Genomic DNA, 15,122 nt, shown 5'->3' with positions numbered 1-15,122 from the left:
TCGCTGGTATTTATAATTATGAACTTTTTTTGAAGACAAACTAGCGCTCGTCTGAGACTTTCGCAAGAGGTCTATTGGGTGCGGAAACTTCTTTCGAGCAAAATCCTGAAACTGGAAATACCAGAGTTGGCTTCCAACTAGAAAATAATCGACAAATATCGATCGACATACCGCCCGTTGAAACACCCAATATTACCTTTATCCCAGCTTCAGAAAACCCTCCAGAAAACCCGCCGCAGCTTGGCGCTTCTTCCACCGAACAACCCGACGGATATATAGTCTTAAATCTCCCTCCTGCCGAGACGCCTCCTCCAGAACAACCTGCTGAAAACCCTACTAATTGGTTGGCAAATATTCCCCAAATCTCTCTGCCGCAAATAGAATCACCTCCCGTTAATCCAGTACCCGCACCAACTCCAGCGCCCGCATTAACTCCAGCACCAACTCCAACTCCTGCCCCCACACCAGCGCCAATTCCCGCACAAACTCCCACTCCCCCTCCGCTCGCAGAAAATCCCCCACCTGCAGATATCCCAAATCTCTTTCCCTCACAAATTAGCAGGTTGCTCGTCGAACAAACTTTAGACCAAGGCAATGCTAACGATGCTGTTGCTCTAATTGACCAACTCTTTGAACAAGACTATGAAAATTATTATGGGGAAAATTTCACGGATCAACAAGTTAATTTTCAATATGTGAGAGAAACTCTGAAAACAATTAAGGAAGAAACCGGGAAGCAAGCTGTAATTGTTTACGCGATCGTCCGTCTCGAAGAATTATCTTTAGTGTTAGTAGTTCCAGACGGCCCTCCGATTATCAAAAATATTCCGGTCAGTAGCGCAGTTTTGCTGGAAAAAGTGGCAGAATTTCATCGCTATTTGGGTCAATCGAATGATTCGCAAAGTGAAGAATATTTGCCAATAGCTGAGCAACTTTACCAGTGGTTAATTGCGCCGATTAGTTCAAATTTAGAAGCATTAAATATAGATACGCTAGTGTTTTCCTTTGATGCCGGTTTGCGCCAACTACCGCTAGCAGGTTTGCACGACGGCAAGCAGTTTTTAGTAGAAAAGTACAGTCTAGGCTCAATTCCCAGTGTCAGCCTGAGTAACACAAAGTATAAAAGTTTGAAAAACGCTCAAGTTTTAGCGATGGGTGCTTCCGAATTTCCACACACCGATCAAGATCCTTTGCCTGCGGTGCCGATCGAATTATCTGTGATCGCCGGTACCAGAAGCGACAGGAAAAATCAAGCGGGATCGAGCAGAAATGAAAGTTTTCTCAATCCTACTGCTGAATTGCCCTTGTGGCGGGGACGGTCTTTTCTCAACCAGAACTTTACTCTAAACAATCTCAGCAAACAGCGACAGCAACAGGCATTTGACATTGTTCACTTTGCTACTCACGCTAGCTTTCCGCAAAATCAAAACGGACGCAAGGAAGCTGAGATTCATTTGTGGAACCGTTCTTTGGCGCTGGATGAATTTAGATCGGCGAAGTGGTACGATCGCCGACAAGTAGAATTATTAGTGTTGAGTGCGTGCCAAACTGCGATCGGGGATAATACAGCAGAAATGGGATTTGCTGGACTGGCCGTCCGCAGTGGTGTCAAATCAGCGCTAGCGAGTTTGTGGAAAGTTAAGGATATCGGCACTTTGGCGTTGATGACCGAGTTTTATGGCAATTTGCGATCGGAAAACATTAAAGCTGAAGCGCTCAGAAAAGCTCAACTGGCAATGATTCACAAACAAATTGTAGTAAAAGACGGTCAATTGCGGGGAACTCAAGGCGCGATCGACATTAATCAAGTTACAAAAGTAGCAAATGCAGATTTCTCTCACCCGAAGTTTTGGGCCGGATTCACCATAATTGGCAGTCCTTGGTAATAGGCGATATCGCCAGGGAAACGGCACAGCGCCGTGTCGGGTGCGATATCTGTAGGGAAACAACACGGCCCGGTGTCCGGCGCCCAGAGTATCCCTGACCGAAAGCATCCAGGATACAAGCCCCCGAATTCATTCCGAAAGCAGACTCAGGACCCAGAAATAAAAAACCTGTATCCGATAAAGGAGCCCCCGAATTTATCTCGCGCAAGTCAATGCTTCAATTCTAAAATCTAAAATCTAAAATCTAAAATCTAAAATCGATTGACTACTATCTTTTTATGTCATAAATTTGCTATGAATAGCAAAACTAAACACTAGCGGGGCAAAACCTGTGGCCAAGTTTGATAAAATATTCAATTCAGAAGACCAATCCGAAGCAAGCTTGACTTTAGAAGAATCCGTAGCAGCGGTAGCATTTGTGGCAGCAGAGGCAAATTCCCCTGACACGGATGCGGATATCTTAGAAAGCATACTTTGGGAATCAGAAATATTTGCTGAATACTCGGAAGATGATATGTCAGCAATGTTTCAAAGACTCGCCGGTATTGTGGCCCAAGATGGTTTAGGAGCATTATTTAATACTGCTTGGCAATCTATGCCAGATGAGTTAGTTTTGGATACTTTTGCCATAACCGCAGCAATGTTTGTCGCAGATGGCGAAATATCTGAGAAGCACGAGGCTTTTCTCCAAGAATTCCAGCAAGCATTAGGTGTGGAAGATGAGGAGGCAGCAGAAATTATTGAGGATGTAACTGCTGCTTACTCGGAAGTAGAGGGCGAAGAGTCTGATTTCGATGCGGCATGGTACGTATCTCCGGAAGGCAATTTTAGCGTTCCCATTCCAGTTGACGAGGAACGAGGCGGTAAAATTGATGAGCAAGAAGGCTGTGTCGCATTTTCTGACGACTTTGGAGTTTTGCTGAAAATTGATTATTTCCCTGTTGCTGGTGAAGTTGAAGAAACAATCGAGTCGGTTGGCGAGGAAGGTTATCTCAAGTCTTTTCTCGACAATTTTGTTTCTCAGGCAATTCTTGCTAATGTTGCCAATTCTAAGTTACTCCACACAGAATATTTAGAAGATGAAGAAGCTTATTTCGTGGTTTTAGATTTGCCTGCGGGTGCAACTATCAGCGTGCAAGAAAACGATGGCCCTCTGACTCGGTTGGATGCTTACCGGGGACTTATGGCTTTTATTGCTGACGATTTTTGCTACACGGTAAGCTGTCAGCGCATTTATCAGGAGGGGGATGAATTGGATTCCCTGGAGTCTGAAGTTGAGGGAATTATGAACAAGATTTTTGAGTTTATTGAGACCATCGAATTCGGGCCGATAGAATAAAAATGACTTGTTTATACGGGCTAAAAACCTGGTTTCTTTCTAGATGTCTCGCTGCTCAACCCTATATTTTTAGAGAAACCGGGTTTTTTTGCCAACCATTCTCAGGATATGAGATCAATTCCGGTTACTCCTCCGGAATTGTTGACTGTTGAAGGTTGACTGTTGAGGGGCGGGTCGAAAAACTGAATGGTTGAGTGTTAACTGTTGACTCGATTTTATTATTCCGATGCAACCGGAAACGATATGACATCGTGTTGGGTCGATCGACCAAAATCTAACTGGTTGGTAGTCAGGACTTGAGTTTTCATTACTTGCCCGATCGCGCTTATTTTACCGCACTGCTAGATATTAGAGGTTTTTTACTATAAAAGAGTGCGATCGAGAACAGGGTTTTTTGACCGATTCTCGATCGCACTTCCAGATACATTCAGTCAACCACAGTCGAGAGGCAGCAGCAATTAGCCGCCATTTTCGACTAATTAGTAGTCTGAGCTTCCACCAATCTTTGCTTGAGTTCTTCCAGAGCACTCGCCCAGCGCGGATCTGGCTGCACCGAGCCGGAATCAGCGCTCGACACCGTTGTTGCTGACTGATTGCGGCGAGACTTGTTGTTGTCACCCCGACGGCGATTGCTTTTGCTGGAACCGCCTCCACCTTGGGTAGGAGGAGCCGAAGCAGAGCGCTGCTGTTGCTGCGGCGCAGGCACAGGCATAGGCACAGACGCCGATGACGACACCAACTGCGGTGACTGCGGCGACTGCTGCTGATCGTCTTCGCCCTTCTCAGATTTACCCTTAGAGCGAGGCAATGCCTTCTCTATTTTCAGCGGGTTTTCTTTGAACATCAAGCCGTTATATTTCTCAATAACTTGGTCGGCTTGTTCATCGGTTAGCACCGTCACAAAACCGAATCCTCTGCATTTTCCTGTTTTGCGGTCTGTAATTACCTTGGTGGTAACAGATTCGCCCTCTGGTGCAAAAACTTCTTGCAATTCTAGGCGATCGAGTTCCTTCGGTAGATTGCCAACATAAAGACGAATAGACATGAAAATTTCCTCCCGACTTGGGTTTTAATTAATTTGCTCGAACAGAATTACCTGAAGTCAACTGAATATGTACTTCAGGCAAACACCACATAACCCGAGAATTGGCGCATTCCTCCCACCAACCTTGACAGATCCCCCCACCTTTTAGAACCAAAAGATGATTTACTCTGATAAGGCCGGAACTTAACCGCCGATGCAGAGAGCTTTTAAATCTCAGGTTGTTGTGTAAACTTTTAGTCATCACTCAAATGTTTAGGCTATTGGCTATTCTGTATTACTTGCTTCCGGTTTTGATTCAGAATGTTTATAGCCAGCGCCGTCTAGAAATTTATGTCCAAGGATGTCAATTGCAAGCGATCGGAATGCCAGTATTCAGTTTAATACAGTGATGGATAAAATGGCTAACATTTTTTCAGCCAGTAATCTTACCTCGATCCTAATCTCGCTCCTAATGCTGAGAACTACTCATTTACCCGGTATCCCTTAAATCAGGCCCGGCAGAGTCCGAGCATTCTTTAAAGGTATCACAGCCTTGGTAACAGAGCTAGTTATTTAGGAAGATTTCAGTCTGAATTTAACGGAAACCACATCTCAATCACTTTTGAGAATTCATCCCGCACAGCAAAAATAGCGGTAGAAAAAAAAACAGCCGACAAGCGGCTGGCTGTACTTGCTGTGTTGGGGTGTTGACAATTTTTACGCAATGCCTTATGGGATTTTAGCCAACTAAAGTTATCGCGCTGTTTGGTTCAATCCAATTCCTGTAAACTAATGTAACAGAGGGCTGGCAAAAAAGCAACTTTTCTTTACGAAGGAAGAAGGAACAAGACTGTAGGCTTTCGGGAAAACTTAACGTCAAACCCTGTCACGGACTGCTGTTTGACTATTAACCCTAGATCCCCCCTAGCCCCCCTTAACCCTCTTCTGTCACTCTGGGAAAATAAAAGTGAGAGCCAAATTTTAACTGTAGATAGAGCGGGGATTTGAGCGTTTATTTTCTAACAGAATGGCCCAAATCAAGATTTTTGATAAAAGTCTTATGCTCTAAGCATCCCGGATTATTTTATGCCGAAAGTGACAGAAGAGGGTTAAGAAGGGGGGGACAAGAGTCTTCTCAAAGTCCCCCTTCTTAAGGGATTTAGGGGGATCTAGACTCGGCTACAACCCTGATTTTGACATGGTTTCAGGCTTAAGTTGACACCAATGAAGAGTAGGCTGCGCCACCAGCACGGAGAACATCGCCCATCCGCTGTTTAACTCAAAACTCATCTGGGGCTGCGCGTTGTGCGCGATCGAGTGCGGCAATCTGATAACTATTCCTCATACCTGTAAAAAATGCAATTGTAGGCAACCTCGAAACCCTTATGCAGTAAGTCATTTCCCATTCTTCAATCTAAAATCCAAAATCTAAAATCTAAAATCGTCTCACCTTGGGCCCTGAATAATAATGTATGCGCCCCAAATAGCAGCAGCAAAAGCCAAAATCGCAGACCAAATCGGATGTCCGCTGTCACTGACTCTCCCTCCTTGACTGCGGAGACTTTCAAGGTCGATCGCCACAGTAGCACCCCGGCGCAGCCAACCAGTCGCCACAACAGATGTTCCGATCAAATCGCTAGGGCGAGTAGTCTCTTTGAACAAAAATGGCCACAAAGAGCCAATGTAGCCAAACCTGGAAACATAGTGCAACCTCACCAAACCCGTCGCCGTTTGCAAAATCAAATCTTGTCCCAGCCAATTACTCATACCCGATCGACCCAAAAGTTGCCCTTCCAGCCGCACCGGTTCAGCATCCAGCGGCAAACTATCGGGATTTGACAAAATTTCCGGCAAACTCGGCGAAGCGGTTTCTCGCGGTATAATATCCGGGAAGAAATAATTGATCCGCATCAAAGTACCGATGCTAAATCCGATCGGCAAACAGCCCCAAAGAATCGATCGATCGCCCCAAAGCCAATCCAACTGCCAAATACTCGTCCTCGAAAAAATCCCGCCAATCAGCCAAAGCAACCCGACTATCGCCAAACTCATCGGAATTCCAAAAAACGGCGCACCCTGTAAAAATAGTTTTGAGTCTTTAAATTCGACTATTGACTTAAACGGAGACAATTTTCCTTTCCTGGGTTGTTCTTGCACTCCCGCGTTTGCCAAATCTAACTCTGTCTCCAGTTGCCAGAATTGAGCATAAAGAGCCAAAAGCTTCAAACGCTCTCCCAGCAAAGGATGCGCGCGGTTAACCGTCAACCAATTGCGATCCCGATTGCTGACATCCCACAGCAAAATCTGTTCTAGCGGCGCGTGTAATGCAGCAGAACCAAGGGTTACAGCTTGTCCAACACCTACGGGTAACAATAGATCGAAACTTTCGAGGAAAAAGCTAGTTTGTTTTTGCTGTTCGATATTATCAGCAATGCCGATCGCCATTTTACCCAGTGCCCGCGTCAAACCGTTAGGATTACCCGTAATTTCCGCAGCAGTGTGATCGCTAAAATACACTCTGCGGCGCGACAGCCACAACATCGGCCAGCGCAACAACTTATAAATGCCGTAACAGGTAGCAGAAATTGCAGCGGCCACAAATTTAACAGCAGAACGCAAAAACTCGATCGTCATTAAATCACACAACCGCTCTTGCCAATGCGCCACCTGCCAATAAATCAAGTAAGGAATCTGAATCACCAGCAGCGCCAGCGACATCGGCGCAAAATCCCAGTGAGATATATGGCCCAACTCCCGCGCGAAAATAGTGGCAATTTCATCATCCGTCAATTGTTCCAACAGCCCCCGACTCACAGCAATCCGAGCAAAACGGGGCAAACAGCCGTAACTGAAAGCTACAGGAACATTCAGCGGCAAGAGTTTGAGTACCGGCACCGGCATATTTTGCTTCGTACAAAAGCTTCGCAGTACCCGACTAGCTTCCTTGCTGTGCTTCGATAAAACCGACCCGCGCAGGGTTTCGATGCCGCAAAACAGTTTCAGCAGCGCGTCTATCAGCCACGGAGAGGAGGCCAAAAGCAATCCAAAAACCATCTGAACAAACGGAGTTGGATCGCGGTAAAAAAGCTGAATCGGCGCGAAAATAGGCAGTCTAGTGAATATGTAAAGCTGAACCAACAGAGAATTAGTGTTTGTCAGCAGGAATTGCAGGATAAACCGGGCTAGGAAAAATAGGGCGATCGCACTTGCAACGGCTTGCAGCCGAAACTCCAGCAACTTCAGCCGTTTGAGCGGGCGCGGGCTTTTCGCGCGCCCGGTGTCGCGCCAAGTTAGTTGGTAAGTATCTGGGCTGGCGACTCCGGGGATATCTGTTGGGGAACCGGAACTATTTTCGCCACTAATTTCTGTATCGGGTGCAGTTTCTGTCGAGTTTTCTGGTTCAGAAGTCTGATCTGTGGGGGGTGGAGGTGGCGGGGAAATCGGTTTCGATTTGGCCTTTACCGGCTCTACAACAGGCTCTAAAGGTAAAAATCCTGTTTTTTTATCTGCGGTAGGTCGTAGCGAAGCGGGGCGTAAGCCATCGCCCCCAATCGTTTTTTTCGGCGATTTAGTGCCTGCATCAAAGGCGACAAAGCCTGTTTCGGGGGGAGTTTCTGCGGATTTTGGTTTATTTTCCGGTGGTTTTGGGGGGCGAGGGGGGGTTAATTCTTTTAAAGTGCGATCGGCCCAAGTTTTGACTTGAGAGTTGGGACTTTTGGCGAGGGAAGAGCACAGGGCGATCGCCTTTTTCACATTACCGGTTGCTTTGTACGCAGCCACCAACCCCATCTGCGCGCGGATTCCCGACGACTGATTGGCGGCGGTTTGGGTAACGGATTCTAAAAGGGCGATCGCGGTGGGGTAATCCTGCTGTTTCAAAGCTGCTAGCCCAGCCTCTAGAGACTGTTTTGCAGATGAATCCGCCGGATTTGGATTAGTGGGAGGTGCCATGACTGTGCTTTCGCTAGCGTCCTTTCTAAGATAGCTTGGGTGGTCGATCGATTACTGTTTTAACTCACATCTTGTACCATTGTCAGCAACAGGCAAGATGCCTGTTCCACAAAAGATAAATTTTCTTGTGGAACAGGCATCTTGCCTGTTCACAAAAGCTGATTGAGAAGGGTGCAATATCTCAGTTTTAACATATGCCCTAAAGGCGATCGCCCCTAATTGATATCTATGCCCAATTTCAATCCCCCATTGGTATAATAAATTAACACCTCACCTGCACACTTATGCCAATTGACGACGAAGATTTTGAAAGCGAATCTATTAGCGGCGATCGCAAACTGGAACTTTTTACCGACAGATACGAATTTACCCGCCGATTTGCCTTTTATTTAAACGAAGACCCCGCGCGCCAACAAATTTTGTATTTTTACGGAGATGGAGGCAACGGCAAGTCTTTGCTGCTACAACACTTGCAGTTTCACTGCTGTAAAAGATTTTCGCCGCAGGTGTGGCAACAATTGCACGACATCCCAGAATCACAAGCCGCCCAAGTTGCTGATTTTGTCCGCTATGCTGAACCTAAGACCTACACTCCCATACCCGCAGTCAGACACGATTTCGGATTGATACCGATTAAAGAAGATAAACCGCAAGATAGATTTTACGGCTTGCTGATGCTGCGCCGAAATCTGGCAGCAGCCACTAAGAAATATAAATTTAAATTTCCAAATTATGACTTTGCTTGCTTTTGGTATTTGCTGAACAAAGGCGAATCACAGGCAACTCTCAACCAACTTTTCCCCGATGATGTGGCGGAATTGGTGATACCTATAATTGAAACTTTTGCAGATTTTCCGGTGGTGGCGCAAGCTGTAGCGGTGCTCAAAGGGATAGATAAATTGGGCGGGATTAAGCGGGCGATGAAATTAATTCAAAATCGCTTGGGCGTCAGCGATGAAAAGGCGGAGGAAATTCGCCGTCTAGATATTGATACTGAGTTAACCGACTATTTGCCGAAATTGTTTGCTGGGGATTTGAATGCGACAATGGCTGGCAAAAATAAACCCGATCGCCTCGTGATGCTGTTCGATACTCACGAGAAAATGTGGGATGAAAAACGAAATTCTCAAGGCGCAACTTTTTGGTATCAAGATGAGTGGTTTCGGCGGTTGTTGAGGGCATTGGATTACAAATTGGGGATTGTAGTTGTTGTGGCGGGGCGAGAGTGTCCGGTGACGCAATTGCGGTGGCCGAATGCGTCAAGGTTTCCGATTCCCGCAGATTATATAGATGCACAATTGGTGTGGCATTTGTCGCCGGATGATGCGAGGGATTACTTGCACAAAGTGAAGATTGACAAGGCAGATTTGGCAGATGCTGTAATTAAATATGCCAGCGTCAATCCCGCTGATAATTTGGAAAATTTGCAGGTACATCCGTTTTATTTGGGTTTGTGCGCGGATGCGGTGCTGGCAGAAAGAAGGCGGGGAATTGAGTTGCTGTCGTCGGATTTTGCGCGGATTCCGAAGTTGGAAAACAAGACTGCGGAATTAACAGATCGGTTGCTGAGTTATGTCGATCGCGAAGTGCGATCAGCCGTGCATTCGCTGAGTGCTGGCCGCGCTTTTGATGAGGATTTGTACGTAAAATTGGGAGCTGGTTGTCACTTCCAGGCAAGTAGTGCCAATTTTGAGATGTTGACTGGTTTTTCCTTTGTGTGGAAATCGGAAAAGCGGGGGGATAATTGGTATCGGATTCACGATTTATTGCGGCGCTTGGATGCCGATCGGGATCATCCGAAAACTCGCAGGGCGCATGAGGTTTTAGAGGGGCATTATCGGGAAGTGGGGGATGCGGCTGAGGCAATTTATCATGCTAATCGCTTGGATTGGGAGCGGGGTGTGAAGGAATGGGAAGAGGTGTTTGATGAAGCATTGCGGCTGAGTCGTTACGGGGAATGCGAGTCGCTGCTGGGAGTTAGAGATGAGTTGTGGATTAAAAGTGATTATTGGCTTGGTAGAGTTTCGCGCTCCGAGGGAGATTACTATGCTCGGTTGGCTCGATATGTAGAGGCAAGACAGGAACATTTAGAGGCAGTTGCAGCCTATAATTCTGCTTTACTTATTGCACCGGATGATATCGCTGCTCTCACCAACAAAGGGAATGCGCTGCAAAGTCTGGGTGAATTGCAAGCACAGCTAAGTGAATTTGAGACGGCAAAACAGTCTTATTTTGAGGCGATCGCTGCCTGTAATTCTGCTTTACTTATTGCACCGGATTATCTTTGTGCTCTCAACAACAAAGGGGTTGCGCTACTACGTCTGGGTAATTTGCAGGCAATTCTGAGTGAATTTGAGGCGGCAAAACAGTCTTACTTTGAGGCGAGCGCTGCCTGTAATTCTGCTTTACTTATTGCACCGGATTATACCAATGCTCTCAACAGCAAAGGGATTGCGCTACTACGGCTGGGTGAATTACAAGCAAAGCTAAGTGAATTTGAGGCGGCAAAACAGTCTTACTTAGAAGCGATCGCAGCCTATAATTCTGCTTTACTTATTGCACCGGATTATATCAATGCTCTCAACAACAAAGGGAATGCGCTGCGAAGTCTGGGTGAATTGCAAGCACAGCTAAGTGAATTTGAGGCAGCAAAACAGTCTTACTTAGAAGCGATTGCAACCTATAATTCTGCTTTACTTATTGCACCGGATTATATCAATGCTCTCAACAACAAAGGGAATGCGCTGCGAAGTCTGGGTGAATTGCAAGCACAGCTAAGTGAATTTGAGACGGCAAAACAGTCTTACTTTGAGGCAAGCGCTGCCTGTAATTCTGCTTTACTTATTGCACCGGATTATATCTGTGCTCTCAACAAGAAAGGGAATGCGCTGTTAAGTCTGGGTGAATTGCAAGCACAGCTAAGTGAATTTGAGGTGGCAAAACAGTCTTACTCAGATGCGATCGCTGCTTACAATAGAGCTTTACTTATTGCACCGGATGACGTTATTGTCCTCAACAACAAAGGTATTGCACTGAGAATACTGGGTGATTTACAAGCAAAATTATCTGAGCAACAGGAAGCACTCAAGAATGGGCAAGAGGCTCTGGAAATGTTTAATCGATCTTTAGCCATTGCTCCTAACAACGATCTGGTTCGCAATAGCCGCGACGCGCTGCAACAACTTCTCGATAATTTGGGTGAGGATAGTCTCAGCATTTACCTCGATCGCAAGGAGTAAAGACGCGGCATTAAAAAGGAGGACGTGTCCAGTTAACTTAAACCGAAAGGCCGCCAAGGAATGAATTCCACGGGGCTTTTAGCAAAAGTCCTCGCTATGAGGACTAATGAATTCTTCAGTCCTCATAGCGAGGACTTTTGCTTTGAGGCAGGGGTTTCAACCCCTGCCGGACTCAGGGCTGAACGTTAAAGGCCCGCCCTCAAATTTAGCTATTTAACCTTGTAGCTTACCGCCCAGATTTTCTCGGCGAAGTACCATCAGCCCGCTTCCGACGGATCAGCACGCTCATCACCTGCTTCGGATTCGCCGCACGCTGTACGGGACTCCAATCGCCCACTTCTGCAAATCCCAGTCGGTACAAAGTGAGTATGGTTTCCCTGACACCCTTGGGCGAACCGACAACCGTTAACAGCACCACTTCCTGTTCGCATACTGCTGCTGAGTCGTCATTTGGGCGATCGGATCTGTTGTCGTCAGGCACGAATTCCTGTGACATAATATGTTCTCCTGGTTTTGGGTTTTCTAGAAAAACCCAAAAACCCAGCCGCCCCGCATTTCAACACATAGCAGGGCGGCTACAGAGGATGTTAAGATACTCCGTTAGCCTCCAGACTGCTAGTCCCAGTTTGGCGGTTATGCTGTCCATTGCTGTTACCAGCAGCTTTGGGCAGTGCAACTAGATTTTTGGGCGACGCGGGCTGCCTCCTCTACAAGCAAGCAACCTCTCACTTCAAAGCGTAGCCGCAGAGGGGGGCCGCCGTCAATCCATTTTGGATTTTAGATTTTGGATTTTGGATTGAAGATCGGGATTGGGAGGTTTTGGGGCGGGCTGAGGATTTAGGGTTATAACTAGACTAAGAGAACCCCAGGATAATTATGCTGCACGATTTTCAGCAATCTCACCAACAAGACATACAGACTATTACTCAGGTTTTGGCCAAAATCACCAACCGCACGCCGGCTCAGATTAAACCATTACTAGATGCGATGCTCAAACGGCTAATAGAACCTCAACAACGTCCCTTTTATGAAACAGCTACCCCAACACAATGGTCAATAGTATTTCAGGAATGGGTTGACAGTCATCGTACACTAAATCTCCTCACTCTTTCAGATGAAGCTATTAGCCGAGAGAGCATTTATGGAGACAAATGATACTGAAGTTAAACTCACATTGGGCGATCGTAAAGGTTCGGCCAAGCGACTCAGAGGGCTAGCAAAAACTGATATTCCACCTCCAACAGATGCGGAAGTTGCAGTCATGTTAGAAGAGCTTTTAGTGGATAAATACTTAAAATGATTGAACCGCGAAGACGCGAAGGACACGAAGGAAGAATTAGGAAGAAGATTAACAGGAGTTACGCACTCCGACAAAGAAACCGGGTTTTTTACAGAATTTACGGTATGTAATGCGTCTTCTCGTAAAAAAACCCGGTTTCTGGGCCCCATGCGTAAGCCCTACTCCTCGCTAACAGCCAAACCAGAAACCACAGGGGCGATCGCATTTAACTTCAACACAGGATGCTCCCCTTCCACCTGCCGGCAATTCCACTCATTTCTAAACAGCAAAACCGGCCTTCCCCAAGTATCTTTCACTGTCACCGTATTAAACAGCCGCCCAACTTTTTCCAGCGCCTCCCAACCGCCGTCAACCCAACGAGCTACACTGTAAGGCAACATATCGATCGTAGTTTCCACATTATATTCCGACTGCATTCTGAACTGCACAACTTCAAATTGCAACTGTCCGACTGCCGCCAAAATTGGCTCGCGTTTCGACTCATCAACCGAGTACATAATTTGCACTGCGCCTTCTTCCTGCAACTCCGAAACGCCCTTGCGGAACTGCTTAAACTTAGAAGGATTGGGATTTCTCAAAAAAGCAAAAAGTTCGGGAGAAAAACAGGGTATCCCTTCATATTCCAGTTTTTGGCCGGTGTAAATAGTATCGCCGATCGCAAATACTCCCGGATTGTTCAAACCGATCACATCCCCCGGATACGCAACCTCGATCGACTCCCGATCCTGAGCAAATAATTTTTGAGGCCTTGACAAACGCACCGTTTTACCGCTGCGAGCGTGAGTCACGTTCATGTCCTTTTCAAACTTGCCCGTACAAACCCGAATAAAGGCCACCCGATCGCGGTGTCTTGGGTCCATATTCGCTTGCAATTTAAACACAAACCCGGTAAAATCTTCATAAGTTGGCGGCAAATCTCCGGCGCTGCTCTTGCGGGCGATCGGCTTCATAGCGTAATCTAAAAACGCATCTAAAAACAGTTCGACCCCAAAATTGCTCATCGCGCTGCCAAAGAAAACTGGTGTCATTTTGCCAGCCCGAACTAAATCTAAATCGAGTTCAGTTCCTAACTCATCCAGCAGTTCTAACTCTTCTTTGAGCTGATAGTAAAGGTCTTGTTCCAACAAATCTTCAATGCGCGGATCGCCCAATTCGATGACGGTATCAACAGCAGCACGAGAACCGTGTTTAGCCCGCTCGAATAAGTGAATTTTGCGCGCCCTGCGATCAAAAACACCTTTAAAGCGATCGCCCGTACCTATCGGCCAATTTACCGGATAAGTCTGCAACCCCAATTCCTTCTCAATTTCGTCCAACAAATCCAAAGGTTCTCTGCTAGGGCGATCGAGCTTATTAAAGAAAGTAAAAATAGGCAGACTTCGCAGCTTACAAACTTCAAATAACTTCCGAGTTTGCGGTTCCAAACCCTTAGCAGCATCCTCAAGCATCACCGCATTGTCAGCCGCCGCCAGAGTGCGATAAGTATCTTCGCTAAAATCTTGGTGTCCTGGAGTATCGAGCAGATTAATGTGATATTTTTTATACTCAAACTGCAAAACAGTAGAAGTAATAGAAATTCCCCGCTGCTGTTCCATCGCCATCCAGTCAGACGTAGCGTGTCGCTGAGCCCGCCGCGCTTTCACAGAACCTGCTTCGTGAATTGCACCTCCGTACAGCAGCAGCTTTTCTGTCAAAGTAGTTTTTCCCGCGTCAGGGTGCGAGATAATAGCAAAGTTGCGCCGGCGCTCAACAGCAGTTAGCAGTTCAGTTTCGAGTTCAGTTGTCATCACAAATTAGGTAGGGGAATCATCACCCGATCGCCATTATAGCCTGTGCTACAGTTGCTATTAAAGGTTTAATTATCAATAAAGTCAAGGAAAAGTAATATGTACGACTCCGACAAGCGGAAACTGCTATCACTGGTGTGCCACGGGGCGATTTTTTTCAGCACGTTACTGTTCTCGATCGGAGCGCCGATCGCTGTATTGTTAGTATCAGATGACCCCGTTGTCAAAGAAAATGCCACAGAAGCAATCAATTTTCACCTTAATGTATGGGTGTACAGCACCGTGATTGTGGTGTTAACTGTCGTCACTTTCGGTCTTGCTGGCTTTATCCTAGTGCCCCTAGGTTATCTGCTGCATTGGGGACTGACAATAATGGCTATCCTCCAGGTTTTGCAAAATCCTAACCAACCTTACCGCTACCCTTTTATTTTCCGAATAGTTTAGACAGAAAATCGCGCTTCACCATCGATTTCAACAACCCGATTTCTTCTTGAAGAAATCGGGTTTTTAATTGTTTTATAACCCACATTCCGCACCCCCAACTGGCACATAGGCAGATGGAGGGGATAAAAGTAAATCATCCGAGATAATCGTGA

The 15,122-nt window shown here is 46.4% G+C and carries 10 protein-coding genes; 6 read left to right on the top strand and 4 right to left on the bottom strand.

The window, feature by feature from the left end:
* The first annotated feature begins 74 nt into the window (after positions 1 to 74).
* Together QUA03_RS26280 and QUA03_RS26275 are read left to right on the top strand one after the other, a co-directional pair.
* Positions 75 to 1,886, top strand: coding sequence for a CHAT domain-containing protein (locus QUA03_RS26280; RefSeq protein WP_333216300.1), 1,812 nt, complete (start codon positions 75 to 77; stop codon positions 1,884 to 1,886).
* A 331-nt stretch (positions 1,887 to 2,217) separates the two neighbouring features.
* Positions 2,218 to 3,225 carry a tellurite resistance TerB family protein gene (locus QUA03_RS26275; RefSeq protein ID WP_333216298.1) on the top strand — a complete coding sequence of 336 codons (1,008 nt, stop codon included), beginning with the start codon at positions 2,218 to 2,220 and terminating at the stop codon, positions 3,223 to 3,225.
* A gap of 475 nt (positions 3,226 to 3,700) precedes the next feature.
* Here QUA03_RS26275 and QUA03_RS26270 read toward each other — a convergent pair whose 3' ends face one another.
* Entirely contained in the window at positions 3,701 to 4,270 is a 570-nt protein-coding gene (locus QUA03_RS26270; protein WP_333216296.1) for an RNA-binding protein, read from the bottom strand.
* Positions 4,271 to 5,695: 1,425 nt separating this feature from the next.
* Positions 5,696 to 8,200 (bottom strand): zinc metalloprotease HtpX, encoded by a 2,505-nt coding sequence (locus QUA03_RS26265; RefSeq protein ID WP_333216294.1) that lies wholly within the window; start codon positions 8,198 to 8,200, stop codon positions 5,696 to 5,698.
* A 284-nt stretch (positions 8,201 to 8,484) separates the two neighbouring features.
* Between QUA03_RS26265 and QUA03_RS26260 the strand changes: the two genes are divergently transcribed.
* Positions 8,485 to 11,439, top strand: coding sequence for a tetratricopeptide repeat protein (locus QUA03_RS26260; RefSeq protein WP_333216292.1), 2,955 nt, complete (start codon positions 8,485 to 8,487; stop codon positions 11,437 to 11,439).
* Between the two features lie 226 nt (positions 11,440 to 11,665).
* Here the strand turns inward: QUA03_RS26260 and QUA03_RS26255 are convergent, their stop codons facing one another.
* Entirely contained in the window at positions 11,666 to 11,935 is a 270-nt protein-coding gene (locus QUA03_RS26255; protein ID WP_333216290.1) for a hypothetical protein, read from the bottom strand.
* A 380-nt stretch (positions 11,936 to 12,315) separates the two neighbouring features.
* On the opposite strand from QUA03_RS26255, the gene QUA03_RS26250 reads away from it, so the two are divergent.
* The gene (locus tag QUA03_RS26250) at positions 12,316 to 12,594 is read left to right on the top strand and encodes a hypothetical protein (RefSeq protein ID WP_333216288.1); all 279 of its coding nucleotides are present in this window, start codon (positions 12,316 to 12,318) and stop codon (positions 12,592 to 12,594) included.
* Positions 12,581 to 12,739, top strand: coding sequence for a hypothetical protein (locus QUA03_RS26245; RefSeq protein ID WP_333216286.1), 159 nt, complete (start codon positions 12,581 to 12,583; stop codon positions 12,737 to 12,739). The genes QUA03_RS26250 and QUA03_RS26245 overlap by 14 nt, the downstream gene beginning before the upstream one ends.
* 158 nt (positions 12,740 to 12,897) lie before the next feature.
* On the opposite strand, the gene prfC is transcribed toward QUA03_RS26245, so the two are convergent.
* Positions 12,898 to 14,526: a peptide chain release factor 3 gene (gene prfC, locus QUA03_RS26240; protein WP_190735310.1), complete on the bottom strand. Its 1,629-nt coding sequence runs from the start codon at positions 14,524 to 14,526 to the stop codon at positions 12,898 to 12,900.
* 99 nt (positions 14,527 to 14,625) lie between these two features.
* On the opposite strand from prfC, the gene QUA03_RS26235 reads away from it, so the two are divergent.
* Entirely contained in the window at positions 14,626 to 14,970 is a 345-nt protein-coding gene (locus QUA03_RS26235; protein ID WP_333162138.1) for a DUF4870 domain-containing protein, read from the top strand.
* The last annotated feature ends 152 nt before the right edge of the window (positions 14,971 to 15,122 follow it).

The sequence above is a fragment of the Microcoleus sp. S36b_A4 genome (assembly GCF_036700645.1).
Classification (GTDB): Bacteria; Cyanobacteriota; Cyanobacteriia; order Cyanobacteriales; family Microcoleaceae; genus Microcoleus.
The sequence above is the reverse complement of the archived record's forward strand: the minus strand, read 5'-3'. Positions and strand labels throughout refer to the sequence as shown.

What these genes read in the sequence shown, in the direction of transcription:
- QUA03_RS26270 (WP_333216296.1), bottom strand. Translation starts at nt 4,270, where the DNA reads ATGTCTATTCGTCTTTATGTTGGCAATCTACCGAAGGAACTCGATCGC.
- QUA03_RS26265 (WP_333216294.1), bottom strand. Translation starts at nt 8,200, where the DNA reads ATGGCACCTCCCACTAATCCAAATCCGGCGGATTCATCTGCAAAACAG.
- QUA03_RS26260 (WP_333216292.1), top strand. Translation starts at nt 8,485, where the DNA reads ATGCCAATTGACGACGAAGATTTTGAAAGCGAATCTATTAGCGGCGAT.
- QUA03_RS26255 (WP_333216290.1), bottom strand. Translation starts at nt 11,935, where the DNA reads ATGTCACAGGAATTCGTGCCTGACGACAACAGATCCGATCGCCCAAAT.
- QUA03_RS26250 (WP_333216288.1), top strand. Translation starts at nt 12,316, where the DNA reads ATGCTGCACGATTTTCAGCAATCTCACCAACAAGACATACAGACTATT.
- QUA03_RS26245 (WP_333216286.1), top strand. Translation starts at nt 12,581, where the DNA reads ATGGAGACAAATGATACTGAAGTTAAACTCACATTGGGCGATCGTAAA.
- prfC (WP_190735310.1), bottom strand. Translation starts at nt 14,526, where the DNA reads ATGACAACTGAACTCGAAACTGAACTGCTAACTGCTGTTGAGCGCCGG.
- QUA03_RS26235 (WP_333162138.1), top strand. Translation starts at nt 14,626, where the DNA reads ATGTACGACTCCGACAAGCGGAAACTGCTATCACTGGTGTGCCACGGG.